This is a genomic window from Paenisporosarcina sp., from assembly GCF_057785155.1.
On the sequence record NZ_JBYNRN010000023.1, the window covers coordinates 160,371 to 185,083 of the forward strand.

Annotated in this window: 28 protein-coding genes; 6 read left to right on the forward strand and 22 right to left on the reverse strand. The window is 36.9% G+C overall.

Annotated elements, in window-relative coordinates:
* Positions 1-53: 53 nt before the first annotated feature.
* Together AC3EA5_RS09590 and AC3EA5_RS09595 are read right to left on the reverse strand one after the other, a co-directional pair.
* Positions 54-485 carry a DUF4181 domain-containing protein gene (locus AC3EA5_RS09590; protein WP_488608125.1) on the reverse strand — a complete coding sequence of 144 codons (432 nt, stop codon included), beginning with the start codon at positions 483-485 and terminating at the stop codon, positions 54-56.
* Positions 486-539: 54 nt separating this feature from the next.
* A complete protein-coding gene (locus AC3EA5_RS09595; protein ID WP_488608126.1) occupies positions 540-1,031 on the reverse strand; it encodes a hypothetical protein in 492 nt (163 codons plus the stop codon).
* A gap of 96 nt (positions 1,032-1,127) precedes the next feature.
* Between AC3EA5_RS09595 and AC3EA5_RS09600 the strand changes: the two genes are divergently transcribed.
* Positions 1,128-1,712, forward strand: a complete 585-nt coding sequence (locus AC3EA5_RS09600) for a vWA domain-containing protein (protein ID WP_488608127.1) — start codon at positions 1,128-1,130, stop codon at positions 1,710-1,712.
* Between the two features lie 248 nt (positions 1,713-1,960).
* The gene (locus tag AC3EA5_RS09605; protein ID WP_488608128.1) at positions 1,961-3,193 is read left to right on the forward strand and encodes an MFS transporter; all 1,233 of its coding nucleotides are present in this window, start codon (positions 1,961-1,963) and stop codon (positions 3,191-3,193) included.
* Positions 3,194-3,273: 80 nt separating this feature from the next.
* On the opposite strand, the gene AC3EA5_RS09610 is transcribed toward AC3EA5_RS09605, so the two are convergent.
* The 6 genes from AC3EA5_RS09610 to rlmD all read right to left on the reverse strand — a co-directional run bounded on the left by AC3EA5_RS09610 (position 3,274) and on the right by rlmD (position 11,769).
* Positions 3,274-5,667, reverse strand: coding sequence for a S8 family serine peptidase (locus AC3EA5_RS09610; RefSeq protein WP_488608129.1), 2,394 nt, complete (start codon positions 5,665-5,667; stop codon positions 3,274-3,276).
* Between the two features lie 366 nt (positions 5,668-6,033).
* Entirely contained in the window at positions 6,034-6,582 is a 549-nt protein-coding gene (locus AC3EA5_RS09615) for a GNAT family N-acetyltransferase (protein WP_488608130.1), read from the reverse strand.
* Positions 6,583-6,741: 159 nt separating this feature from the next.
* The gene (locus tag AC3EA5_RS09620; RefSeq protein WP_488608131.1) at positions 6,742-7,239 is read right to left on the reverse strand and encodes an LURP-one-related/scramblase family protein; all 498 of its coding nucleotides are present in this window, start codon (positions 7,237-7,239) and stop codon (positions 6,742-6,744) included.
* A 255-nt stretch (positions 7,240-7,494) separates the two neighbouring features.
* Complete coding sequence (locus AC3EA5_RS09625; RefSeq protein WP_488608132.1) at positions 7,495-8,202, reverse strand: M48 family metallopeptidase; 708 nt, start codon at positions 8,200-8,202, stop codon at positions 7,495-7,497.
* A 1,097-nt stretch (positions 8,203-9,299) separates the two neighbouring features.
* A complete protein-coding gene (locus AC3EA5_RS09630; protein WP_488608213.1) occupies positions 9,300-10,262 on the reverse strand; it encodes a tRNA dihydrouridine synthase in 963 nt (320 codons plus the stop codon).
* A 139-nt stretch (positions 10,263-10,401) separates the two neighbouring features.
* Positions 10,402-11,769 (reverse strand): 23S rRNA (uracil(1939)-C(5))-methyltransferase RlmD, encoded by a 1,368-nt coding sequence (gene rlmD, locus AC3EA5_RS09635; RefSeq protein ID WP_488608133.1) that lies wholly within the window; start codon positions 11,767-11,769, stop codon positions 10,402-10,404.
* A gap of 154 nt (positions 11,770-11,923) precedes the next feature.
* Between rlmD and AC3EA5_RS09640 the strand changes: the two genes are divergently transcribed.
* Together AC3EA5_RS09640 and AC3EA5_RS09645 are read left to right on the forward strand one after the other, a co-directional pair.
* Positions 11,924-12,397: an SRPBCC family protein gene (locus tag AC3EA5_RS09640; protein WP_488608134.1), complete on the forward strand. Its 474-nt coding sequence runs from the start codon at positions 11,924-11,926 to the stop codon at positions 12,395-12,397.
* Positions 12,398-12,435: 38 nt separating this feature from the next.
* A complete protein-coding gene (locus AC3EA5_RS09645) occupies positions 12,436-12,951 on the forward strand; it encodes a DinB family protein (RefSeq protein ID WP_488608135.1) in 516 nt (171 codons plus the stop codon).
* A 692-nt stretch (positions 12,952-13,643) separates the two neighbouring features.
* On the opposite strand, the gene AC3EA5_RS09650 is transcribed toward AC3EA5_RS09645, so the two are convergent.
* The 8 genes from AC3EA5_RS09650 to AC3EA5_RS09685 all read right to left on the reverse strand — a co-directional run bounded on the left by AC3EA5_RS09650 (position 13,644) and on the right by AC3EA5_RS09685 (position 19,785).
* A complete protein-coding gene (locus AC3EA5_RS09650) occupies positions 13,644-13,805 on the reverse strand; it encodes a hypothetical protein (protein ID WP_488608136.1) in 162 nt (53 codons plus the stop codon).
* Positions 13,806-13,923: 118 nt separating this feature from the next.
* Positions 13,924-14,523 (reverse strand): protein kinase, encoded by a 600-nt coding sequence (locus tag AC3EA5_RS09655; RefSeq protein ID WP_488608137.1) that lies wholly within the window; start codon positions 14,521-14,523, stop codon positions 13,924-13,926.
* A gap of 379 nt (positions 14,524-14,902) precedes the next feature.
* On the reverse strand, positions 14,903-15,685 hold the full coding sequence (locus tag AC3EA5_RS09660; protein WP_488608138.1) for a TerC family protein: 783 nt from the start codon (positions 15,683-15,685) through the stop codon (positions 14,903-14,905).
* A 29-nt stretch (positions 15,686-15,714) separates the two neighbouring features.
* On the reverse strand, positions 15,715-16,110 hold the full coding sequence (locus AC3EA5_RS09665; RefSeq protein WP_488608139.1) for a sporulation protein: 396 nt from the start codon (positions 16,108-16,110) through the stop codon (positions 15,715-15,717).
* Between the two features lie 304 nt (positions 16,111-16,414).
* Entirely contained in the window at positions 16,415-16,813 is a 399-nt protein-coding gene (locus AC3EA5_RS09670) for a hypothetical protein (protein WP_488608140.1), read from the reverse strand.
* 475 nt (positions 16,814-17,288) lie between these two features.
* Positions 17,289-17,396 carry a cytochrome bd oxidase small subunit CydS family protein gene (cydS, locus tag AC3EA5_RS09675; RefSeq protein ID WP_394189220.1) on the reverse strand — a complete coding sequence of 36 codons (108 nt, stop codon included), beginning with the start codon at positions 17,394-17,396 and terminating at the stop codon, positions 17,289-17,291.
* Positions 17,397-17,410: 14 nt separating this feature from the next.
* Positions 17,411-18,442, reverse strand: a complete 1,032-nt coding sequence (locus AC3EA5_RS09680) for a cytochrome d ubiquinol oxidase subunit II (protein WP_488608141.1) — start codon at positions 18,440-18,442, stop codon at positions 17,411-17,413.
* Positions 18,439-19,785, reverse strand: a complete 1,347-nt coding sequence (locus tag AC3EA5_RS09685; protein WP_488608142.1) for a cytochrome ubiquinol oxidase subunit I — start codon at positions 19,783-19,785, stop codon at positions 18,439-18,441. Before AC3EA5_RS09685 ends, AC3EA5_RS09680 begins: the two co-directional genes overlap by 4 nt.
* A 289-nt stretch (positions 19,786-20,074) precedes the next feature.
* On the opposite strand from AC3EA5_RS09685, the gene AC3EA5_RS09690 reads away from it, so the two are divergent.
* A complete protein-coding gene (locus AC3EA5_RS09690) occupies positions 20,075-20,500 on the forward strand; it encodes an NUDIX hydrolase (protein ID WP_488608143.1) in 426 nt (141 codons plus the stop codon).
* Positions 20,501-20,549: 49 nt separating this feature from the next.
* On the opposite strand, the gene AC3EA5_RS09695 is transcribed toward AC3EA5_RS09690, so the two are convergent.
* A complete protein-coding gene (locus AC3EA5_RS09695) occupies positions 20,550-21,461 on the reverse strand; it encodes a diacylglycerol kinase (RefSeq protein WP_488608144.1) in 912 nt (303 codons plus the stop codon).
* Between the two features lie 144 nt (positions 21,462-21,605).
* Positions 21,606-22,175 (reverse strand): thioredoxin family protein, encoded by a 570-nt coding sequence (locus AC3EA5_RS09700; RefSeq protein ID WP_488608145.1) that lies wholly within the window; start codon positions 22,173-22,175, stop codon positions 21,606-21,608.
* Positions 22,176-22,399: 224 nt separating this feature from the next.
* On the opposite strand from AC3EA5_RS09700, the gene AC3EA5_RS09705 reads away from it, so the two are divergent.
* Entirely contained in the window at positions 22,400-22,582 is a 183-nt protein-coding gene (locus AC3EA5_RS09705) for a hypothetical protein (RefSeq protein ID WP_488608146.1), read from the forward strand.
* A gap of 121 nt (positions 22,583-22,703) precedes the next feature.
* Here AC3EA5_RS09705 and AC3EA5_RS09710 read toward each other — a convergent pair whose 3' ends face one another.
* The 4 genes from AC3EA5_RS09710 to AC3EA5_RS09725 form a co-directional block, all read right to left on the reverse strand.
* Positions 22,704-22,895 carry a hypothetical protein gene (locus AC3EA5_RS09710; RefSeq protein ID WP_488608147.1) on the reverse strand — a complete coding sequence of 64 codons (192 nt, stop codon included), beginning with the start codon at positions 22,893-22,895 and terminating at the stop codon, positions 22,704-22,706.
* A complete protein-coding gene (locus AC3EA5_RS09715; protein WP_488608148.1) occupies positions 22,888-23,550 on the reverse strand; it encodes an NUDIX hydrolase in 663 nt (220 codons plus the stop codon). The genes AC3EA5_RS09710 and AC3EA5_RS09715 overlap by 8 nt, the downstream gene beginning before the upstream one ends.
* A gap of 138 nt (positions 23,551-23,688) precedes the next feature.
* Positions 23,689-24,174 carry a tetratricopeptide repeat protein gene (locus AC3EA5_RS09720; RefSeq protein ID WP_488608149.1) on the reverse strand — a complete coding sequence of 162 codons (486 nt, stop codon included), beginning with the start codon at positions 24,172-24,174 and terminating at the stop codon, positions 23,689-23,691.
* A gap of 30 nt (positions 24,175-24,204) precedes the next feature.
* Complete coding sequence (locus AC3EA5_RS09725; RefSeq protein ID WP_488608150.1) at positions 24,205-24,666, reverse strand: SRPBCC family protein; 462 nt, start codon at positions 24,664-24,666, stop codon at positions 24,205-24,207.
* Positions 24,667-24,713 lie beyond the last annotated feature (47 nt).

The following is a 24,713-nucleotide window of genomic DNA, read 5'->3' on the forward strand; positions in this document are numbered from 1 at the left end:
GAAAGTGAAATTACTTCTTCTGATGACAAGCGTTTTTTAATGTTTATATTCATTCAGATCAGTAATGCCATGTATTCTGGAAGCACTAAAATTATCATGACAAATATGATGATGAAAGCGAACCCAGTCTCACTAAGCGTATATAGGTAATCCCTCGGGTTTTCAGCATACTTCTTTTCAATGATTGCTCTGAAACCGGAAAGTATAATACCAAATGCGATGGCGGCATAAATAAAGTATGGTGTAAATGAATTGTTGATAACGTATATATTAATTGCTGTGAATATGAGGACAAAACTAATTCTAATAATCCACTCCCCTTTTTTATGAAGATCATTCACAAAGTTGTAGGAGAAAAACTTTCTCTTCTCTACGTTCAGCACTTTTCTTAAAACAGCATTACTAATCATGATGGATACAAAACAACCAATAAGAAATATTATTATTTTAACCTCAAAATCTTGTGAAATTGAATTCCCGAACATCACAATCACCCCCCATACTAATATACCATTATTACCCATTAAATATTTGCAATGTCACAAAGTTTTTTGATTGTAATGATCTAAAGCTAGATTGACTGAAAACAAATCATAGATATTGTTTTCGAGGCAATATTGAATAATCAAATCGAAGGTGTTGCTATCTGATAAGGAATATCCAGCAGCACTAAGTAGTGACTCAGTGTCTTCCTTATCTAACTGCAATGACAGAGCTAAAGCAATGGCTGTATTTTTACTAGGTCGATACTCTGGGTTAGAACGGATCTTCGAAAAAAGTCTTCTGTCGATACCCGCCTTCTTATAAATATCGGTGTCACTTAATCCTTTTTCGTCAATAAAGTTAAACAATACTTGATGCACCGTTGGTTGACGATGATTCTTAATATAATACTCCATTTCAAGTGAAAAACTTTCAGCTTGAATCGTGTAGTCAAGATCTTGCAATTTATTATGGAGAACCAAATTTTCAATACTTAAGTGAAACTCGATATACTCTTTTAACTCATCCAACATCTGTTGATCACTCATGAACATCCCCCTCAAAAATGTCGCTTCACAGGCGACCAAACCTTCTTAAAAATTAGCTACTATTATCATACCAACAAACGAAAGAGGTTGATGATAATGAAAACTAATTTAACTGAAATTATTTTCCTGTTAGACCGAAGCGGTTCCATGTCTGGTTTAGAAAGTGACACGATTGGAGGGTTTAATGCTTTTATTGAAAAGCAGTGCCAACTTGAAGGAGAAGTTTCCCTCACGACAGTTCTGTTTGATGATCAGTACGAATTATTATGGAACGGCATCGACGCAACCAAAGCAAAACTGACGAAGAAAGAATATTACGTTAGAGGCATGACAGCTCTATTAGATGCAATTGGAAAAACCATATCAGAAGTCGATCACAGATTATCGAAAACACTTGAAGATCGTAAACCCGACAAAGTCATATTCGTCATCACAACAGATGGAATGGAAAACGCTAGCCGCGAATTCACTTATGAAAAAATAAAAGACCTCATTAAACACCAAGAAGAAAATCATAACTGGGAGTTCATTTTCATTGGAGCAAACATCGATGCTGCTAAGGAAGCAGACAGTATGGGGATACATGTAAGTAACTCATTTAGTTTTGTTGCTTCTGAAGCTGGTGTTGAGTCTATGTATGAGATGGTGAATGAGAATATTGCAAGTAGAAGAAAAAAATAAAATTAGGAAATTACAATACGGTAAGACAATAACTCGAGAAATATAATTGAGCAATAGAGCAATATCATGACTCTAACGGATGCAATAACTCAATAATTGAATCGTATTTTTCAAAAACACCAGACTAATTGTTTGGTGTTTTTTTGTATTTTCACCCTATCTAACTGAGGGTGTTATGTTTCTTTCTATTAAAGTGGTTGTTATAATGTATTCATCTATTTATTTCGAGTGCAGAAGGATTGTGTGTTATGACAACTAAAAAAACAGCTTCATCTTCATTGGCTTCAAATCCAGTCTATCCAATCATATTTGCGATTGGCGGCGTTCATTTATTAAATGATTCCCTGCAATCGGTCATTCCAGCGATGTTTCCTGTTCTTGAAAAAGATCTCGGTCTTACATTTACACAGCTGGGATTAATCGCTTTTGCTTTGAATATGGTTGCTTCCGTTTTACAACCGGTTGTTGGTTATTTTAGCGACTTGAAGCCTAGACCCTATTCCCTTCCTTTTGGAATGACTCTTTCATTACTTGGAATCGCAGGACTCGCATTTGCTCCAGAATACTGGATGATTCTCGTTTCCGTCATTTTTGTTGGACTTGGTTCTGCCATCTTCCATCCTGAGGGATCTCGGGTATCTTTTATGGCTGCGGGTTCTAAAAGAGGTTTATCGCAATCTATTTACCAGGTGGGAGGAAACTCTGGACAAGCATTAGCTCCACTCATCAGTGCATTTATTTTAGTTCCTCTTGGACAAAGAGGGATTGCTTTATTTATATTAGTTGCGGCTCTAGGAATTTTTATTTTAATGAAGATATCCGCTTGGTATAATGGCCAGTTAGAACAGGAACGATTATTGAATCGGAAAAAAGTGCTCCTTTCTTCCATGGCCAATTTAACAAAAAAACAAATTGGTATCGCACTTACTTTGTTACTTCTAATTATTTTCGCCCGCTCCATTTATGTAACGAATATAACTAGTTTTTATGTCTTTCATTTAATTGAAGCTTATGGCTTAACGATTCAAAAAGGACAACTTTTAATATTTTTATTTCTAGCTGTCGGAGCAGCTGGTACATTTTTCGGTGGGCCTTTGGCGGATAAAATGGGACGAAAAAATGTCATCGTTCTGTCGTTAATCGTTCCAATTCCGTTATCTCTTATCTTGCCGTATGTCCCACTGCCAATTGTCATTCTTTTGCTCATCCTCATTGGATTTTTCATCATGCTGAGTTTTTCGGTAACGGTGGTTTATGCACAAGAACTGGTTCCGAGTAAAATTGGGACGATGGCGGGGTTAACTGTTGGACTAGCATTTGGTATGGGTGCAATCGGAGCTGTCTCAATCGGTATTTTGATGGACCATATTGGGATCTATCATACAATGATCATCATTTCATTCTTACCCATAATCGGACTCGTTGGTCTTGCGCTACCTCGCGACCAGAAAATAACGGCAAGTCCTCTTACTAACGAATGATATGTATCAATAACGCTTATTCAATAGAAGTAAAATGGATTCCAACTAGAAAACTAGTTGGAATCCTTTTAATTTATCTATTATTCTTTTGTTACTAAATAAGCTTTATACTCAGCAACTCCAGCTTTTTCAACATAAACTGCCAATACCCAATCTCCATTAGGTAGATTTATACCGTTTTGTACAGTTCCATCCCATAAGAATTCATGATATGGAGCAGAAGCATTTGTATAATAACCTAATGTATCTACCTTTCCACCAACTGTTCCATTTGCATTGAGTACATATAAGTCATACTGAAGTACTTCAGCGCCGCCAGGTAAATAAGCACCAACATAGTACCCATTTTCTACTTTATCCATGAATGCGCCAGTTACACGAGGATAATCCGGCTCTCCTACAAACAGAATCGTAGGAACATCAATTGTTTGAGTGCCATCATTTATTGTAATCGTTCCTTCATAGTAGCCGGGCACTAATTTAGAAGTGTCTACTTGAACATTGAAGTTCACTTGTTGAGATTTTCCTGCATTTACTTTTAAATTATTACTTAACATCACTTTGATTCCATCTGGATTTCCATCAAATTCTACGTCAAAGCTATAGTTCTTGCGTACATTTGATAGGTTCTTAATTTCAAAGCTTTGTTTTTCTACTTGTTTGCCACTACCTTTAACAAATTTACCAAACGAGTGGCTACCAGGAGCTACAAGCGTTTTTGTATTTAACGCATCAACGATACGAATACTACCTGCACCTTGGGAATTGTGTTTGTATGCCACTCCTGTAGCAGGGTCAATCACATCTACAGCTGTATTCATTAATGCCGCTTTTACATCTTCAGTTCCCCAATTAGGGTTCTTTTGCAATAATATTGCAGCAGCACCAGCAACGTGAGGAGAAGACATACTTGTTCCTTGTAACGCAGCATATGTGTTGCCAGGGAACGTACTTACGATATTCACACCAGGTGCAGAAACATCTGGCTTAATCATCCAAGATAATGTTACTGGCCCACGTGAAGAGAAATCGGCCATCGTTTCTTCAACATGCTTCGAGAATGCAACGTTAAAAGAAACTTTGTTATTGCCAGCTGCTAATTCAGCAAGAAGTTTTTGTCCATCTGCTAATTCAGTTTTAATTGTCGGTATAGCCATACCTGGAACATCTGCATGTTCGCCAGCCACATTATTGAAAATGATTGCGCCAACTGCTCCAGCGTTTTTAGCATTAGTTGCTTTATCAACGAATGCAAAACCTCCACGGCTAATTAAAGCAATTTTTCCGGTCAGATCTTTACCTACAAAATCTGCTTCAGCACCTAGTCCTACATAAACAAACTCATATTCTTCTCCATTTAAAGCTAATAATTCTTCATCTGAAGGGAATCCCATTACTTTTGCAGTAGGATAACTTACACCTTCAGAAGTTGATAATACGGAAGTGTATACGTTATAAGGAAGCTGAGTAGCCCCTACAGAGATAGCATCACGAGAAGTACCAGGAGATCCAACAGTCCAGTTGTTTGGTCCTGCGTTACCGTTAGAAGTAACTGCTACTACTCCTTCAGCCATTGCCCAATCTAAAGCAATAGAAGTTGCCCAGTCAGGATTGTTTAGTGAATTACCTAAAGATAAGTTCATTACGTCAGCGCCATCTTGCACTGCACGTTCAATACCAGCAACCACATCTTCAGTTGTACCACCGTCTGGTCCTAAAACGCGGTAACCTAACAATGTAGCTTCAGGTGCAACGCCTTTGATTTGCCCATTTGCAGCTACTGTACCAGATACGTGTGTACCATGGTATTGTCCTGCACCTTCTTGTGGATCGTTGTCGTCATCAACGAAATCCCATCCTATATAACTCCCAAACGCATGCGTTAAGTCAGGATGCGTATAGTCTACACCAGTGTCAATAACAGCTACTGTTATCCCTTTACCAGTGAAACCACTTTCCCAAGCTTCATTCGAACCGATAAATGGAGCACTTTCCATCATATTTGGGCTGAATGCTTCTGCCGTAATTTCTTCTGCAGAAATGACATCCGCTGTATAATGTACATTCGGATAAACAGCTTTCACACCTGGGATTGCTAATAACTTAATCATTTCATTAGCAGGTAGTTCTACAGAGAAGCCTGAAAATACATAGTCATATTCTCTGTTTACATCCGCACTAACTACTGCTTTTTCTAATGCATTGATTACTTTACCTCGTTCGGCACTTAAATTTGCCTTCGTTTGCTTTTTCCCCTTGTTTTTTGCTTCAACAATGGACTCAGCTTTTAGCTCGACAATAACCGATGTCGGTCTGCTTGAAGACATTTCAATATCACCAAAAATTTCAGCTAACTGCAATTCGGTCAACTGTGTTTTTGGCGTAGTACTTGCTGTTGCACCTAGACTAAACGTTGAGAAAATTAGTATAAATGCTAAGAAACTAAATAACCCTTTTGAAAAATTTCTCTTCATCCCCTTGATTCATCCTCTCTCATAATTCATGTTAAGAATTCATTTTTAATACTCACACTTTGTCCTATTTGAAGAATGCTCCCATAGGAAAAGAGTTAAGTATAGTCAAGAAATTCCTACACTTATATAGTTAACCAATCACCGTCCTATCTCCTTTGGATAATTCGTCTCAATTTTCCGACCATTTAGGACAATTTCTGTTGAATAAATTCTATGAAACGATTAAATGCTTCAAATTCAGATAATAATCGAGGAATTATCTTAAAAATAGCTTTAGAGGAATAACACTTGTTTTGTTGAAATAAACAACATTTTAAAAGGGACTTTCACTTGGAAGTCCCTTTTGGATAATTCAACTTTAATTGCTTATGTATTAATATTTTCACCTTTATGCTTTCGTAATACTGTAATAAAACCTTCTAAAATGTCATGGCTAACGGAAAATCCTTTTCGTTTATAGAATTCCAAGGCATCATCATTTCCGTTTGAAACAAAGATAAAATAATCTTCGATTTCTTCAAACTGTTGCAACCACTCCATTGACATTGTAATTAGCTTTGAACCAATCCCATATTTTCGATATCCTTCTCTTATATAAAATTGAGATAAGCAACCAACGTTGTCTCCAATTACACTAGAAAGATCAAAAAAAGTGGCGAATTCATTTGAATACGTCTCTTTTGGAGAAATATTGGAATACACATATCCTACTATCTGATTCTCATCTTTCACTACCACAATATAATTGTGTAATGCTTTTTTAACGGACGGAATCATGCGTGTGTCAAAATTCATGTTATCAAACAGTTCTGGTTGTATGTATGCTTTTGACTTTTGAAAGACCATGAGTTCATTACAAAGTTCTCTACAGCATTCAATCTCTTCTTCAGAAATAATCTCATACAAGAAATTCATAAATTTCACCTCTTTTTAAAGTAAATTACATTTCGAATGAATTGTACATTCTAATTTCATTTTTTTCGATAAAAAAGCAGGAAATCCATTTGAGATCCCCTACTTTTTTGGTATTAATTTTGAGTGACTACAAGGACCCATCGTATGTACGACTTTGCATTAAATCGTCGCTGCGGACGATGCAGCCGCTTGGTCAGCCTTCACACAATCAATTGCGATCACTAACGCTATAATGATGGTTTCCATTTCCTCATTTAATATTTGCACCTTGTAGCTATCGCCCCAAGTGAACCACTCTTTGTTCACTTGGCCGATGACTTCACCTTGCTGTAAAACTTGAAAATCCATATCCCACCAGTTACCAAGTACCTCAATATCTGCAGCATCAATCGTATAACGTGCTTTTAAGAAAGAAAACTCCTTCTTAATCGTTAACACCTCTTGACCATTTACCTCAACAAAAAACTTCGGTAAAAAGCTTAACATTTTTTTCGTAATAAGCGCGACTTCATCTCTAGTTGTATTCATAATGGAGAAAGTCTTTGGGAATTGCATAAAACTTCCCTCTACGTAATAAATGTCGTTCTCCTGCTGATCGATCACCGTAAATTTGCCACTGAGACTGAATACCTTTTGTTTTATGTAAAGTTCCTTCATCGTAAGCCTCCTTCGCTATAGCATATTATTAAAATACTGATTTTATCAAAGATGATATACATTCATTTAAATATTAAATATCCGCAAATTAAACTTAAAGCTCTTATAACTTAACTCGCAATTTTATATGACTAATTGCTCTGGTAAAATACATGATCTAGCGATAAATAACGCAATAATGATTGCCTCCATCTCATCATTCATTATTAAAACCTGTAGCTAGTTACTAAGTACACAGGTCCTTAAATTAAACGATTAAACGGTCATCTTCCAGCTTGATTGGGCTAACCAATTTTCCTGTTCCTTAAAATTGGGACTCATCTTCCCAACAAGACGCCAAAAGGATCGATCATGATTAAGATGGACCATATGGCACATTTCATGAACGACCACATAGTCAATCACCTCTAGTGGCGCCATTGCCAGCCTCCAGTTAAATGTTAACTGCAGTTGTGAATCACAAGTGCCCCATGTTTTTTGACTATCAGTTATACGAATAGAGCGTGGTTTTACCTTAAAGTCACTTTGATGGTTTCTGACACTTTTCTCTACCAAAGCTTTACACCGTTGATAATAAAATCGTTTTAAAGCTTGTTTAATTTTTTCATCCTCTAGTTGTTTCACAAATATATGTAATATACCCTCTTCAAAATCGACATGATCTTGCTTAATCGTGCTATCTTGAGAAATCTGAATAGGATAGGTCTTCCACAAATAAAGAAAGCTCTCACCATGATGATAGACCCTCTCCTTTGGCCCAAGCCTTCTTTCCTTCATTTCTTTTGATTTTTGCTGAATCTGATCCCAATTTCGCTCTAGTAATTGAATCACTATTGCATCGGATGTCCCTCTAGGAGCCTGGACTTCAACATGTCCATAGGCGTCTATATGAACACCCATGGATGCCCGCTTTTTGTAATTGATTTCAAATTGTATCGTTTCACCTAAGTAGGTATGTCTCATTTATTCACCTGTAGTAGCGGTTCACGCGCCTATCCTCATATTTATAGTTAATCCTATTAATTTTAAGCCACTTCATTTTGTTTCTCATCGACTACTAATTCATTATCAAAACTTTCTAGTTGAACAAACCTGTCCACTTTAGCCATCTCACTGATTGCGACAATCCTAATTTACCTAATCAATATAACATATGCCGATATATAAGCTCTTTTAGCAATAAAATTTGTATGGACCTAAAGAAGGGGACAGACCTTTGGAGAAAGAATTGAACATGTGTTTATTTCTAATCATTGAGGTAGTTAAAATTTATATTTAGACTTTTGTTGATCCTTTACAACCTTTATAAATCATTCACTACTTTTAGTGGTTTCATTTCATAGGGGTGTTTAATTTGATCTTATATATTAACAATAAGCCTACAATTGTAGGAATTGCGTACATTAATATAAACACCAAGTCTAAGTACTTCCAGATAGTATAATCTTCGTAAGTCAACCACCTTTTCATGAAGATAACTAAACAAAATATCGTAAAAAATCCATAAATCCCAGTCACGACTTTTAAAAATCGGTCTGAAAAAAACAAGACAATAATTAGCATCAATACTGTAAATAATATGGATATGTTAAAGGATAAACCTTCAGACATAGAAAACTGAAATGGTATATCACTCATCAGAATGTGCTTCTGAATCCAGTTCCAACTTATAAATAAGACAGAGAGAACAGAACTAACAATGAAGACAACAATACTCCGTGAACGTATTATAAAGGCCCCCTTTTTTCCTCACCTTATAATACCATAATATACCATATCTAAATCTTTTATTCTCGTCATATTCTTAGGGTCCATACAGCCTTATCAAAGCGTTCATGATGGAATACGCCGAAGGCATAGTTATTAAACAAAAAAAGACCTAGAGTTTTTTACAGATACTCTAAGTCTTACTAAATGTATTATTTTGTGAGTGGCTTTTATGTCAGATTGAGCGTTCTAATATGCTTACTCTAATTCATTAACTTCTATAACCGCATTCTCAGCTGATCCAAGTGCCTCTAACTTTTTGAGTGTTAAATTATTGCACTGTTCCCGTCCCATCAACTTTCTTTTTCAAAGTTATCAAGCAATGCACGCACTTCATCTGTGGATTTCGTGTTCATTAATTGATTTCTTAATTCACCAGCTCCACGGAATCCTTTGACATAAATTTTGAAAAAGCGATGAAGTCCAGAGATTGAACGTGGCACCTCTTCGGCATATTGATCTTGAAGATCAAGCTGCAGTCTTAATAAATCAAGGTATTCTTTACTGCTATGTTCTTTAGGCTCTTTTTCAAAAGCAAAAGGATTTTTAAAGATACCTCGACCGATCATAACGCCATCAATACCATATTTCAATGCAAGTTGTAGCCCAGTTTGACGGTCAGGAATGTCTCCATTGATTGTTATTAGCGTATTTGGTGCGATACGGTCACGTAATTCTTTGATTTCCGGAATTAACTCCCAATGCGCATCAACTTGACTCATTTCCTGTCTTGTACGTAAGTGAATCGAAAGGTTTGCAATATCCTGGTTTAGAATATGTGTTAGCCATTCCTCCCACTCATTTACTTCATTATAGCCAAGTCGAGTTTTCACACTGACAGGCAGTCCGCCCGCTTTTGCAGCTTGAATTAGTTCTGCTGAAACGTCTGGACGCAGAATAAGGCCACTACCTTTCCCTCTCGTTGCCACATTCGGTACAGGACAGCCCATATTAATATCGATCCCTTTAAATCCTAACTCAGCCATGCCAATACTCATTTGACGGAAATATTCGGGATTATCCCCCCAAATATGTGCCACCATTGGCTGTTCATCTTCTGTAAAGAGTAAACGGCCACGCACACTTTTCATGCCTTCTGGATGACAATAGCTATCCGAATTTGTAAACTCTGTAAAAAATACATCCGGTCGACCAGCAGCACTTACCACATGACGAAAAACAACATCTGTCACATCTTCCATTGGTGCAAGTACAAAAAATGGTCGTGGTAAATCACGCCAAAAATTATCGATCATTTTAAACTCAAATCCTCTCACTATGGATACAACTTCATTTTCTTGTCCAAAAATAATGTCCAAATATCCCACTTCTTTTTCGATCATGAATGTAAAGGAAGTCCTCGAATCAATTAAAGATTCCGGACTTCCTCTTCCATTATTTTCTCAATTCCAACCAAGCAACAGCCTCACAATGAGTCGTTTGAGGGAACATATCCACTGGTTGTACTTCTTTCGTCTCGTACCCACCGTCTTCTAAGATTCGTAAATCTCTTGCAAGTGTTCCAGGGTTACATGAAACATACACAATTCGCTTCGGTTTTTGTTCTAAGATTGTTTGTAGCAAAGCTTCATCGCAACCTTTACGCGGTGGATCGACAACTAGTACATCCGCTGTTTTTCCTTCTTTGTACCATTTCGGTATGACTACTTCTGCTGGACCTGCTTCGAAGTAGGTGTTTGTGAAGCCGTTGATTTCTGCGTTTCGTTTTGCGTCTTCAATGGCTTGAGGCACGATTTCTACACCTAGTACTTGCTTTGCTTGTTTGGCCAAAAATAGCGAAATGGTTCCGATTCCACAATAGGCATCAATCACTGTTTCTTCACCTGTAAGTTGCGCATAATCTAATGCTTGTTGGTACAACACTTCTGTTTGTTCTGGGTTTACTTGATAGAAAGAACGAGCTGAAATTTCGAAACGTACATCTCCGATTAAGTCTTCAATCGCGTCTTTGCCCCATAATGTGATCGTAGTTTCACCAAAAATCACATTCGTTTTTTCACCGTTTATATTTTGAACGATCGACGTTACTTCCGGTAGAATTCTTCTGATTTCTTTAACCGCTTCGTCTCTTTCACGGAATTTCTTTTTATTCGTGATGAGTACTACCATGATTTCGCCTGTTGCACGTCCTTTACGAACGACTATATGTCTAAGCATCCCTTGATGAGATTTTTCATCGTACGGCATGATGCCTAATTCACGCATGACTTGTTTCATTTCACGTAGAACGTCATCTGCTTCTTCACTTTGTATGATACACACATCTGTGTCTGCGATTTCATGTGAACGAGTTCGGTAAAAGCCACCGACGACTTTACCATCTTGAAGTCCGAATGGAATCTGAGATTTATTGCGATAGCGCCATGGGTTGTCCATTCCTTTCACAGGATGTACAGGTACGTTTGGTAATTTGCCGATGCGTGTCATGGCGTTTTTCACCATTTGTTGTTTCCATAGAAGTTGTCCTTCATAAGATAAATGCTGAACTTGGCAACCACCACAAATATCAAAGACGTGACATGGTGGTGCCACTCGATGTTCGGATGGTTTTATCACTTCGATTAATTTTCCAAAACCATATGATTTTAAGGTCTTCATCACATGAATTTCTGCCGTTTCTCCTGGCAATGCGCCAACAATAAATAACGGGTAGCCGTCTACTTTTGCGACACCTGCTCCGTCATGTGTTAAATCTTCTATATGAACCGTGATGCGGTCGTTTTTTTGTACGGGTAAAGACATGTAACTTCCTCCATTTCAATTACGTTTATTGTATCATGAGAATCAGTCGTTCCTATAAGGAATGTATTTTTATTCTTTCCCAAATAAAGTTTATTGAACTGCGACAATTCGGGTATATATCCACAAAAGCATAAAGTTTAGTGGAGGTCATACTATGTCTCGATATCAATATCAATTTGAAACACATTGGAAGTTCGAAGCTGACATCGAACAGATATGGGAACTCATCAATGGGTTTGACCACGGTGATTGGTGGAATGGAATGGACGCTAAGAAAATAAAAAAGGGTAAGAGATTGAACGGAGTTGGAGATCGATTTATTACCACCTTCCATACCAAGCTTCTCTACCAACTTTCGTTTGAATCGGAAGTCATAAAAAAAGAAAGTCCAAGATACATTGAAATTAAGGCGTCGGGTGAGTTAGAAGGCAAAGGCATTTGGACATTGTCTCAAGAAGGTGAAATCACTCATGTACGATATACTTGGGAGGTTAACACGAACAAGAAATGGATGAATTTCGCAGCCCCCTTGCTACGCCCTTTTTTCGTTTGGAATCACAACCAAGTGATGGACGAAGGTGCAAAAGGAATTGCCAATAGATTAGGTATTCCACTAGTTGCAACTTAATCAAAGGTTTTATTACCAGCAAAATTGGAGTGATCAAAATGGACATTAAACCAGCAATCGGTGACTATCCGGCTTACTACGCGAATTATATTAACTTGATCGAAGAAGGTTCTTTGCAAGAGATTCTTCTTAAACAACTTGAGGAAATGACTGCTATGATTTCTCAAGTCAATGAAGAACAGGCAAACTATCGGTATGCCGAAGGGAAATGGACTTTGAAAGAAGTAATTGGTCATATAACGGATACTGAACGAATTATGGCTTATCGTCTACTTCGTTTTGCGAGAGGTGATCAAACTGCGTTAGCCGGCTATGATGACAATTCTTATGTATTAGAAGCCGCATTTCATTGCCGTTCCATACCTGACCTTCTTGAAGAATTTACAGCTGTTAGACATTCAACGATCAGCTTGATAAAATGCCTCCCTAAAAAATGTTGGAACAGAAAGGGAATTGCGAATAACGGAGAAATTTCAGTTGCTGCACTGGCTTACATAATTGCAGGACATGAATTGCATCATAGAAGAATTATTGAAGAGAAGTATCTTATCTAATAAAAGAGCTGAAACCTAAGGGAATTAACTCCTAAAAGGTTCAGCTCTTTTTTAATTGAATAATAATGCAGCGGACCTATAAAGCTTTTTGTTTTGGTTAAGTCTCTTTTTTCATTTTCTACTTGCAGATTAAAAACCCGACCAACTTTTTCTTATTACATCGACTACCACATCTGGGTTATCCCAATGTAACATGTGAGTAGTATTGGAGATTTTCTTCATTTTTAGATGATATAATGACGAATTAGTTGATATATTGCTATGGAAAGTCCTAAAAGACTCGCTTTCATTTTAGATGAATGGTACCTTTCACTGCGATACAAGTAAAAGAAAATCAACACAAATCCTAACGGAAACCATAGTTGAAAGTTACCTTCTTCTGAACTACTTGAATAAATCGGAGTAATAAAAGTGCTTATGATAAAGTAAATAAATACCGTGTGACGTCGAGTTTCTAACTGCTTACTCCACCTGACTAAAAAGAAAATAACAATTATTGCGAGAATCGAAATGTGTAAAGGGGGTAGCATAATAACTCCGCTCCCAAATTTGAATTCCATTATGGATTATCCCTCCTTTTCATTATTTATCGTCATATATCAATAAAACAGTTTTATTTGACGTCTTCATCTCACCCTAAATTTCAATAAAACATATTCCATTCAAAGAGCCCGATGTTAGTTCAGTTCTAATTAATCATTTTCTGACTCCGTTATTAACTTACAGAGATAGCCTACAATATATTCTCTATTAGTTGTTTCCTCAATGTCCTTATTTTCTATTAGGTCATTAATTCCTTTATTAATAACGTTCCATAAAGGTGTTCCTACAAACATTTCAGATGGATCTGCCATATTACTGTAACCTCCTTCATTGAATATTTAAAAGATAATTTCTTATTTTCCACCTATGAAAAGCCACTCTCTTATTAGGTTCACCTTTACCTAACTCCCTAGAAAAGATTAAAAACGATCATTCCTTTCCACATCCTATACACCTACGATCCTTATCATTTTCACCATAAATTCTTAGTTCCTTGTCTTGTCTGCAAACTTGGCATTTTTCAAAAAAAATTTGAGGAAGAATCCCAGCTGTTGCTAAAGGAACCCATTCACTTTCATAGAGCATTTTTGTCATTCCATAATCAATTAATATAAGTTTACCGTTTTGATTTAAACCATAATTACCGCTGTCAAGAAGATCAAAACCATCATATTTTTTGTCTATTTCATCTATTGCTGTTCTTAACTCCTGCGTTAATCGTTTATCAAGATCAAGGTCAACATTATATGTTTCTCCGTTTTTTAGTGGTAAGGATCGAAAAAATGGTTGAATTGCAATTCTTTCATCTACATATAGGATTGGTGCAACAAATTGAGCCATCCCTTTCTGGTTCAATTTATTATAAATTTCTTGTTCTTTCACACTTTGCAAGTATCCTATTCTATGTAAATGTTTCTTAACCACAAAACTTTCGAATTTAAAAACTTTCCTGGTAGATCCTATACCAACAAAATTCTGACTACTCATGATTTCCGAAACTTTATTCACTAATTCATTAATCTGACTCATCGGATTTCACTTCCTTTTTAAAATATAGTTCACTGTTCCAAAATCTACATTTCCTAATAACATGAAGTGTTAGTTTAATAAAAACTTTCACAAATCCTATTATACTTTAACATAAATATCCAATTATCCACTTAAATTATCTAGGTATGGAATTGATTGAATAGCAGTAGATAAAAACTTTAAATATCTAAGTTACTAGATAACTTTTTTGTACTGTAACTAAATAGGCTGCTAGTTATACAGTAATATTTAGATTGTGAATATCTGATACAACAACAAATAAAGGACTACCAATTCGATTGCGAATTGAAAGTCCTTTGTTTATGTTTTTTGTTTTTGCACCTCAGAAGAGAACTCTACACCAAGTTGAGCACCTTGTTTATAACGGAAGATCTTCTTCAGGCAATTCGGTTTTCTTCTCTTTCGTCAGGAACCAACCAGCTAAAGCAATTCCTATTAAGACGGTATAGAAAATGAGCTTCCACTCTGTTGAGTGTGCAAAATCATATGAGATAACACCAACGTCTGGATGTCCTAGAGTTAATACAGCCAGCTTCACCCCAACCCATCCAACAATGGCGAAGGCAGCGATTTCTAAACCAGGTTTTGAATGTAGTAATTTCACGAAGAAGTTTGCAGCAAAACGCATGATTATTAAACCAATTAATCCACCTGCAAAAATAACTAAGAACTTACCTCCGTCCATTCCACCCATCGGAGGAAGGTTTGTGTTTGGTAACGTCATGGCTAATGCTACAGCCGCTAAAATAGAGTCTACTGCGAAGGCAATATCAGCTAATTCAACTTTGAAAACAGTTCCCCAGAAACCTGCTTTTTTCTTTTCTACACCTTCTGTTTGCTCCCCTTTATTTTTAAAGTACAGCTTCCTTGCGATATGATTAATCGCTATAAACAATAGGTAAAGGGCACCAATTGCTTGTACTTGCCACACATCCACCAGGAATGAAATGATGAACAATGATCCGAAACGGAAAACAAATGCACCTGCAAGTCCGTAGAATAATGCTTTTCTTCTTTCTTCGTCTGGTAGATGCTTCACCATGATGGCTAAAACGAGTGCATTATCTGCCGCTAATAAACCCTCTAAACCAATTAATAAAAGTAAAACCCAACCATATTCTAATAAAATTGAAACATCCAAATTAATTTCCTCCTAATAAATAGTTTTAGTTAAGCTTCTAAAATGTATATCTCATCATGATCAACACTTTCTATCCCTTGTTTAAATGTCAGTTTTGACTTAAAACGATAGGATGGATTACATGCTGAATCGATTGAATGTGGCAATTGAAATGAAAAGGGAATGTGATTAGTGGTTGCTGACTCAATAACTTTCGTCGTATATATCGTAATCGAATCAAGTAACTTTTCGTTCTTACTTTCATTCGCCTCAGTACACATCATTAAATCACAGTCTATTCTGTTCAGTCTTTGTTCAATTAATCCACCTTTCACGATAAAGTTTCCTTTAACAATTTCACCTTGCCTATACGTGTCTTTCTCGAGAATCAAGTCAATTTGTGCAGATCCTACGCCTAACATTGCCATGTATTTTCTAAGTATCATGTGTTTCCTCCAGTTAAATTTTTAGTTGAGGTTCAGCATCGTAATCGGTGCGTTTCCGGAGGATAAACAGAAAAAAACCTTTACCGGAAACGGCAAAGGTTTTTGAAAAAATAAAAGACCTTTACCAATTTGGTAAAGGTCTTGCTAACAACGAAGACGTTGCCAACAAAGCCGGAAGATTAACTCTTCGAAATGACGACTTTGCTGTAAAAGCTACTCCCCTTTAGGAGATACGATTCAACTAGTTACTCATAATATATCTGATAATTAGATGAAATGTCAACAGACAAACAAAATTTATAAGTTAATTATCTTCCATTAATTCTTTTTCTAATTCTTCACTATACTCTTTATCCAGCGTTCCATACCCTTCTTCTTTTTCATTACTCCCAATAATGGCTGATCCATTTGACTGATTCCACCAAATTTCATACTCAACTAATCGTTCTGGCAAATTCTTATCAAAGTCAAAGAAAAAAATAGCCTTAACATCTTCTTCACTAGACATATCGTATATCTTATTTGGATTCCAATTGACTTCTTTCATAATGGACTTAATCCTATTAATCTTTTCTGCATCTTGAATATGCATCTCTTGATCAACAGCCAGTACATCGATTCTTGTCAATTCACCAGTTCCTCCAAGACATCCAACCAATAGAAAAACGAAAAGGAATACCAAAACCAAAGCTTTTTTATTCATGAATGAGTCACCTTCTTTTCTACTCACTTAGACGTATAAGGAAGAAATTGGTTTCAACCTAAATTTAATTAAATGTGTGAAGTTCAGTCGTATTTCACAATATCAGGTAGAGAGAAATGTTCGATATTCTTTTAATTGATTTGATTTTATTTATAGTGCTCGTCCAATGTATTTTAGTTTTTATAGAAAATGTTTTTTCATGATTCTACTGATTGAAATGAAGCCGGCGACTCCAGGGGGAATCAGCACGAGTTTTAGACCCTGGAGCGGACTTTAGAGGAACAAAGACTAAGAACGACATGTCGTGTGGCAACGTCTTTCCAACATCCTGTTGGCCTCGTGCTCCCCCCCCCCCCGAAAGCGTCCGGCACAATGAAAATCAGTCACTTCTTATCCTAAACTGATATCAAAAACATTAATTTTTCACCAATAAAAAAACGCTCGAATCAATAAAAATGATTCAAGCGTTTTAACGTTATTCTTTGTCTCGAACGGGACCGTCTTTAGGTGCGAACACAAATGCCGTAATGATGGCACCAATTAAGACAATGAACGGTGCGTAAAAGATCATAAAATCTGTCATGAGTTCTGCCTCCTTTAGGCGTGATTGTCTTTTTTACCACTGACATAGTCTTTATTAAACAAGAATAGACGTAATAATAGATATAGGGATGGTAATAACAATCCTAGTCCCGCGATGAACGCCACGATTAAGGCAATGGCCATCGCTTCATTCGTGAAACTGTCGTAAATCGTTAAATACGGATACAACAAGAATGGATAATGTGAAATGCCATAACCGAAAAATGCGAGTGCAAATTGTCCGGCTAATAAACCAAATGCCAATCCATATTTCTGTCGATTCCAGATCAGCCATACGGTACCTACGAATAGTAGGAATGACAATCCGAATACCCACCATAAATCGAGGATTCGATTATAATGTTCCGGGTTATGCCCCCTTAATTCGAAAATAATGCCTGAAGCTGTAACCATTGTTGGCAACGCCCATATCAAAGCGTATTTTCGTAACAACTCGGTTGCTGATTGGTCTCCGGCTTTATTGGCATACCATGTTAAGAAAACAGCGGATATATAAAGAACTGCAACAATGCTTAACACCACGATGCTCCATGTTAAGGGGCTTGTGAACAGAGCCCAGTAATCGAGCACGGGATTGCCGTTGACCATGGAAATAAATCCACCTTCAGAAATCGTTAGCACTGTTGAAAGTGATGCAGGAATGAATAACCCTGTGATCCCATACATGAATGTATATCCTTTGTGACCGTTCGTTCCGTAAGTTGCAAATGCATAGTACGAGCCGCGAAGTGCTAGCAAGATAATCGCGATACTTGCTGGCACTAAAAGAGTTGTCCCGTAGTAAAATGCTGTTTTCGGAAAGAACCCAATAACGCCGACGAAGAAGAACACAAGAAAGACATTGGTTACTTCCCAAACTGGCGATAAATAACGTTGAATAATATTCGTTAAAATATGTTCACGTCTCGTTAATGTATTGTAAGCATTAAAGAAGCCAGCGCCAAAGTCAATGGACGCAACAATCACGTAACCAAATAAAAACATCCATAAAACCGAAATTCCGATAATCTCAAGTGTTAGTGTCATTTTATGCCACCACCCTGTTCTTTACGTCGGTCTTCAATTTCCTGCTCAACTGGATTTCTCTTGAACATGCGTCGAAGGACAACCACACTACCAACGCCCAGTATTAAATACAGTCCTGCAAATAAGACGAGCATGATATCGACTTGGCCACTCGAAGTTGCTGCATCCTCTGTACGCATGATCCCTCGAAGTACCCAAGGCTGTCTTCCGACTTCAGCCATCCACCAACCCGCTTCGATCGCAATCATAGCTAACGGACCACCCGCTACGATTAACCATCTAAACCACTTGGTTTGTACAAATGACCAGTTTCTCCATTTTGCAAATACATACAAAGCTGACAAGAATGCTAACCACATTCCAATGGTCACCATAAGGTCAAATAAGTAATGAATGTATAATGGAGGAATTTCATCTTCAGAGAATTGGTCTAAGCCAATTACTTCTTCAAACGGATTGCCATGAGCCAGTATACTTAGAGCATAAGGAATTTCGATGGCATATTTCACTTCACCATCATCCAAAATTCCGTACATGATGAGAGAAGCGTTCTCTTCTGTTTCAAAATGCCATTCAGCTGCTGCTAATTTTTCTGGTTGATACTCAGCTAAATATTTACCCGAGAAATCTCCGATAATTGCTGCTGCAATTGAGAAGATTAAACCAAGCTTCATTGTTAAGAATAAAGCTTTCTTATGATAGACATGATTCGAGCCTTTTAACAAACGGAATGCCGCGATTGACGCCAACACAAATGCCGAGGTCATGTATGCAGTAACTACAACGTGAGCCACTTTCGTTGGCATTGCTGGGTTAAACATTGCTAGCAATGGATTGATGTTGATTAACTCCCCGTTTACTAGGTCAAACCCTTGAGGTGCATTCATAAACGCATTCACGATGGTAATAAAGACTGCAGAGAAAGATGCCCCAATAGCCACGGGAATTAATAATAATAAATGCTTTTTCTGATTTTCAAATCGATCCCACGTGTATAAGTAAATGCCTAAGAAAATTGCTTCAAAGAAAAAGGCGAACGTTTCCATGAATAAAGGCAAGGCAATTACATTCCCTGCGAGTTCCATAAAGTTCGGCCACAATAGTGAAAGTTGAAGTCCAATTGCGGTACCGGTTACAACACCAACAGCAACCGTAATAACGAAGCCGCGTGCCCAACGTCTAGCTAGTAAAATATAATGTTCATCATTTTTCTTTATACCAACCCATTGTGCGATCATGATCATAAGTGGAATACCTACGCCAATGGTGGCATAAATAATATGAAATGAAAGCGTCAATTCAGTTAAAACTCGACTAAAAAATAAAGCCTCTTCATTGCCCATTTGACTTCCCCCCTATTAACGGCCGAAAATACGACCCAGTATCGACAACAGCATGATTGCGGCGACAATAATCACAATCCACATGAGTATTCGTTCTTGCTTCTTATACATAACGTCACCTTCCTTAATTCCTATCATACCTCATTTGGGGTGCTTTAAAAAAACGTGACGGGTTCATTTCCTGCACAGTTGTGAAGGAACTGTGAATACCTGTAAAAAAAATAGATTGCGAAAGTTTTGAGTATTTTGTATTCTTAATAAATCATACTTTAGTTTAGAGGTGCATGCGATGAAAACAAAGCGTAAAGTGCTCGCTTATATTACAAGAGGTCAAGAACCAAATTTAGAACTACTCGTTTTCGTGCATAAGAATCATCCTGAAGCAGGTCTTCAAGTACCAGGAGGAACAATTGAAGAAAACGAAATGTTAATCGACGCCTTATATCGAGAGATTGCGGAAGAAACGGGCATCGTGAAAAATGACCTTTCCTTCATTGGTAAAATTCATAAATATAATTTCTATCCAAATGGCAAACAAACGGCGTATGAACGAAACTTTTTCCATTTAAATTATGAAGGCACGCAACAAACTTGGGATCATCAAGTCATTAGTGATGGTCTAGATAATGGGCTTACGTTCCAATTCCGCTGGGAGCCAATTGAGTTGTTACCGAAGCTTGCTGGCGAACAAGATAAAGCGGTGGAATTGTTGTAAAGAAAGAAAAAGCGCTTCCCCATTTTTAAAGGAAACGCTTTTTTGCATTTTATGGGCGATCTTGTTCACGAATATCATCGATTGGTACGAAAATCTCAATATGACGGTGTAAGTTTTCAAATACCGCAGGCAGATTTCCGCCGTATTCTCCATCGAGATTCAATTGAACATGGTCTTCTGCTGTCACTTTAATATGACTCGCTTTTTTGTAAATAACTAAAGGATCATCCAGATGGTTACCGCCAATAGCTAAAGTTGCTAAACGAATGAATTCCCCAATATGACATTTTCTCAATATCATCAACGTGAATTTTCCATCATTAATACTTGAATTAGGCGCTAGTTTTTCAAATCCTCCGACTGAATTCGTTAGACCGATTAAAAACATCATCGCTTCATCTTCAAATACCTCATCATCGTATTCAATACGCAGTCTTGACGCACGAATCGATGGAATCATCTCTATTCCCTTTAAGTAATAGGCAAGTTGACCAAGAACGGTCTTCAATTTACTCGGAACATCATACGTTAGCTCTGTCATTTTACCGCCGCCTGCGATGTTAATAAAATGACGATTGTTAACAACACCAACGTCTACAGGAATCGAATCGTTCGCAATGATTATATTGACAGCTTTTTCAATATCACGTGGAATTCGAAGAGCACGTGCGAAATCATTGGTCGTGCCCATTGGAATCAGACCAACTTTCGGCCGCTTTTCAAAACCGCTAATTCCGGCAACTACTTCATTTAGGGTACCGTCTCCACCTGCTGCAATGACCAGGTCAAACCCGCGTTCTACTGCATGTTTTGCAGCTTCTACTGCATCGCCTTCACAAGTTGTTGCGTGACAAGACGTTTCGTATCCAGCAATTTCTAGTTTTTCTAATACTTCTGGTAAGTGTTTTCTAAATAACTCACGTCCCGAAGTCGGATTATAAATAATGCGTGCACGTTTCATACACATTTCCTTCCTGCTTTACATATTCATCAATTCATAAGACTCTGCTTCTTCACAAAAAGTTGCATATCCCACGAAAAGAAGCCGTGCAAAGTCTGCCGGCTTCATTTTCTTTATTATAAACCAATGCATGCAATCGAACAATTATGACTGTTTTTGCAGGGCTGCTGTAAATTCTTTTCGGATGTCTTCATATACCCACAACCAATATTCTGGTGTCGAAACATATTCATCCGTAATGTTTTTAATGAATTTTTGTTGTTTTTCTTTAAAAGTTGGATCTTCAGTAGATGGTAATTCTTTTTTCAACTTCATCACGTATTCTTGCAATTTAGGTGCTCGTGGTCCCCATTGGCTGATGACTTCGCCATCTTTATTCAAAAGCAAATAGATCGGAATTGAACGGCCACCATTTGTTAAGTATCGATCCATTAAATCCAATGTTTGGTCACGATATACGACGTTCACATCGATACTTGCTGCTTCTGCTATTCGACGTAAAATCGCATTATTCATCATTGCATCGCCACACCAATCTTCAGTAATCGCTAAAATGCTTGGTCCTTTTTCTTTTAATAATGAAATAAATTCATCATCTTGAGGGACATGAAATTGCTCATATACACGCTCACTATTTTCTTTATGTTGATCCATTTTCTCCATATATGTTTGCAGCGAAATGGCTTCATCGAAGTATTGTTTTTCGGTTTTCATTCGGTTTCCAACTCCTTTTTTACAGTTTACTCATAAAAAATATAGGAATCAATTTTGAGCTTCAAATCCTTTTGGCTGTAAGGATTTTGTCGAATAAGTTATTGTCCAAAAAACAGTTTTTTAAAAATATTTTCAATTGTTATGTTTTAGATTTATTTTCTAGGGGTAAATTTCAACTAGAACACAAGCAAAACAAAAACAATAAATTTGAGGAGGAAACAAAAATGGCAGAGTGGAAAAAGAAATTATTAGCTAGTGGATTTGCAGGCGGATTAGTATTAGCAGGATTAACTGGATGTGGCGACGGTGTTGACCAAGACAACGGCGTAGACGACGGTGAAGAGATGGACGATGTGGATGATGAAAACAAAAATGAAGAAACAGAAGGCGAAGAAGGCGAAGAGTAAGTCGTAGAATAGCTTTTCTATTCAATACTTCGTATACTGAATTCATTTTACGCTTCATATGAAAGGTACTTCTACTAACTTTAGGGTTGGTGGCAGTACCTTTTTTATTTGTAAAAGCTAACTATGTAGAACACTTAGATAGAATCAAAAATCCTATTATGATAATAACAATAAATATGATTTTCTCCATACATCCACCTTTTGTGAATGCTGTTAAATCGCCTACCATGGAACGGTTAATGGAATCAGATAAGTGAGGAAATGGGTTTTTCTCTCTGCTATGACGTTGACTTGAATTTTCATGGTCATTCATAAACATCCTCCCCCAGTTCTACTTTAGATTTCATAAAATCATTCATTAATTTACTTTCCTGTTTTAGAAGAAAGGATAGAAAACGCAATTGTGGAAAGGGTTCAAGTACTAGTTCTTCATTTATATCAGTTCTTAACATGACTAAACCATCGTTATTAAGGTAATCTCTTAAGGTGATACGACTGTCGCAGATTTGATGTACCTGATTTGGAGTAAGAAAAATGAGTCCCTTTGTTTCTGAAGATGGCTTTGGGTTATTTATGGCGTGAGATAAATACATTACGGAATAAAATTCATCTGGGCGTTCCATGAGTAATATAGGTAACAATTCATTTTTGACTTCAATTCTTACTGGTTCTTCCACACCTAGATTTATCATATACATTGCCGATGTTTCTACAGGGTTAATAAGAAGAGAAGACTCTTCGAATACTTCTCGTTGTACCGCTTCTAACGCTGTTTCACTACCTTCTAAATGTCCCCCTAGTCGAACAACACCTAGCATATCTCTACTTTTAGTTGGTCCAACTTGGAAAACAAAATATCTTTTATAATAAACATAGGCACCGGAAGTAATAATTTTAGGAACCGAATCGAAAAAAAAAGATGTGAATTTATTCTTATTGCTTTTATTTACATCTTCACGATTATTCATAGGATTCCTTCTCTCTATTTATATTCCATCCAATTTATTCGTTTGAAGATTTTCCGCTCATATGTTTACTTTTAATATCTTTTAATAATTTGTTAGGGAATTTATTAGAATTGAGTTCTGAAAGGATGGAATGGAAAGTTACTCCCATGTTTCATCCAACTTATCTGCATAGAATGTGATTGCTTTCTTGTATTTATGAATATCTTGATCAGCAGAAGTATCTACTAAAGAATTTAAAAGAATCTCCATAGCTGAACTATGTTTTTGTAAGTTATATAATGTCATCGAAAAGAATACTTTGATTGCTTGATTGTCTGGAAAAAGCTCCAATCCTTTTATAAAAATACCATGTGAATTTTCATATTGTCCAAGTGTTCGATATGTACTTCCTAAACCTATAATTGCTCCCTCTAAATCTTTTCCTGATAGACCCAATTCAATTGCCTTTTCATAATAAGGAACCGCTTTTGATTCCTCGCCCATGACGTCAAAACTCCATGCACATTGGTAATTAATATAGGCATCGGTTGGAAAGCTTTGAACCAACTCAGTTAGAACACTATTTGACTTCTCTAATTGCCCAGACTCTCTAAGTTTTATTGCGTGATTTAATTTTTCATTCATAGCGATCACCTCACCTATGCAATTAATTAATTAATTTGCTTGCATTTTTTCTGCTATTTCTTTTAATGCTAAAGCTCGATTCACAATAAATGCCTGCATGTATTTCTCTAGGAATAGTCTATCGGCTAGTCTGCCTAACAAGCCTAGCGGTGAAATGTATGCAAATTCATCCTTCATGACAGTACCCGGACCACTTTCAATAAATTCGTGTGTATGTTTAAACGAATGGAATGCGCCTTTCACCATTTCATCCGTAAATCGGTATGGCTTTTCCATTTCAGTAATCTTCGCAGTCAACTTTTGTTTTATTCCTAAATGCACCGCTTCCCACGTAACGCTTTCACCTAACTCAATCAATCCTTCAGTTACTCCACCAATTGCTCTTTCCTTAGTCTTTGATGTGGTTTCCATATGTATTTGAATGTTTCTCGCTAAATCAAAACAAACATGAATAGGTGCTTCTATATAAATTTCGTGTTTTATTAATGGCATATTATTGTTTCCTCTTCATTTTATTGAATGAATATGCGTTGCTAAAC

Coding starts and splice junctions, on each gene's coding strand:
- AC3EA5_RS09605 (WP_488608128.1), top strand. CDS start 1,961: ATGACAACTAAAAAAACAGCTTCATCTTCATTGGCTTCAAATCCAGTC.
- AC3EA5_RS09615 (WP_488608130.1), bottom strand. CDS start 6,582: ATGAATTTCTTGTATGAGATTATTTCTGAAGAAGAGATTGAATGCTGT.
- AC3EA5_RS09670 (WP_488608140.1), bottom strand. CDS start 16,813: ATGAATAAAAAAGCTTTGGTTTTGGTATTCCTTTTCGTTTTTCTATTG.
- AC3EA5_RS09610 (WP_488608129.1), bottom strand. CDS start 5,667: ATGAAGAGAAATTTTTCAAAAGGGTTATTTAGTTTCTTAGCATTTATA.
- AC3EA5_RS09595 (WP_488608126.1), bottom strand. CDS start 1,031: ATGAGTGATCAACAGATGTTGGATGAGTTAAAAGAGTATATCGAGTTT.
- AC3EA5_RS09625 (WP_488608132.1), bottom strand. CDS start 8,202: ATGAGACATACCTACTTAGGTGAAACGATACAATTTGAAATCAATTAC.
- AC3EA5_RS09645 (WP_488608135.1), top strand. CDS start 12,436: ATGGACATTAAACCAGCAATCGGTGACTATCCGGCTTACTACGCGAAT.
- AC3EA5_RS09720 (WP_488608149.1), bottom strand. CDS start 24,174: ATGAATGAAAAATTAAATCACGCAATAAAACTTAGAGAGTCTGGGCAA.
- AC3EA5_RS09725 (WP_488608150.1), bottom strand. CDS start 24,666: ATGCCATTAATAAAACACGAAATTTATATAGAAGCACCTATTCATGTT.
- cydS (WP_394189220.1), bottom strand. CDS start 17,396: ATGACAGATTTTATGATCTTTTACGCACCGTTCATTGTCTTAATTGGT.
- AC3EA5_RS09715 (WP_488608148.1), bottom strand. CDS start 23,550: ATGAATAATCGTGAAGATGTAAATAAAAGCAATAAGAATAAATTCACA.
- AC3EA5_RS09655 (WP_488608137.1), bottom strand. CDS start 14,523: ATGAGTCAGATTAATGAATTAGTGAATAAAGTTTCGGAAATCATGAGT.
- rlmD (WP_488608133.1), bottom strand. CDS start 11,769: ATGTCTTTACCCGTACAAAAAAACGACCGCATCACGGTTCATATAGAA.
- AC3EA5_RS09700 (WP_488608145.1), bottom strand. CDS start 22,175: ATGAAAACCGAAAAACAATACTTCGATGAAGCCATTTCGCTGCAAACA.
- AC3EA5_RS09685 (WP_488608142.1), bottom strand. CDS start 19,785: ATGGGCAATGAAGAGGCTTTATTTTTTAGTCGAGTTTTAACTGAATTG.
- AC3EA5_RS09705 (WP_488608146.1), top strand. CDS start 22,400: ATGGCAGAGTGGAAAAAGAAATTATTAGCTAGTGGATTTGCAGGCGGA.
- AC3EA5_RS09620 (WP_488608131.1), bottom strand. CDS start 7,239: ATGAAGGAACTTTACATAAAACAAAAGGTATTCAGTCTCAGTGGCAAA.
- AC3EA5_RS09590 (WP_488608125.1), bottom strand. CDS start 485: ATGTTCGGGAATTCAATTTCACAAGATTTTGAGGTTAAAATAATAATA.
- AC3EA5_RS09650 (WP_488608136.1), bottom strand. CDS start 13,805: ATGGCAGATCCATCTGAAATGTTTGTAGGAACACCTTTATGGAACGTT.
- AC3EA5_RS09665 (WP_488608139.1), bottom strand. CDS start 16,110: ATGATACTTAGAAAATACATGGCAATGTTAGGCGTAGGATCTGCACAA.
- AC3EA5_RS09710 (WP_488608147.1), bottom strand. CDS start 22,895: ATGAATGACCATGAAAATTCAAGTCAACGTCATAGCAGAGAGAAAAAC.
- AC3EA5_RS09680 (WP_488608141.1), bottom strand. CDS start 18,442: ATGACACTAACACTTGAGATTATCGGAATTTCGGTTTTATGGATGTTT.
- AC3EA5_RS09695 (WP_488608144.1), bottom strand. CDS start 21,461: ATGAAACGTGCACGCATTATTTATAATCCGACTTCGGGACGTGAGTTA.
- AC3EA5_RS09630 (WP_488608213.1), bottom strand. CDS start 10,262: ATGATCGATAATTTTTGGCGTGATTTACCACGACCATTTTTTGTACTT.
- AC3EA5_RS09600 (WP_488608127.1), top strand. CDS start 1,128: ATGAAAACTAATTTAACTGAAATTATTTTCCTGTTAGACCGAAGCGGT.
- AC3EA5_RS09640 (WP_488608134.1), top strand. CDS start 11,924: ATGTCTCGATATCAATATCAATTTGAAACACATTGGAAGTTCGAAGCT.
- AC3EA5_RS09690 (WP_488608143.1), top strand. CDS start 20,075: ATGAAAACAAAGCGTAAAGTGCTCGCTTATATTACAAGAGGTCAAGAA.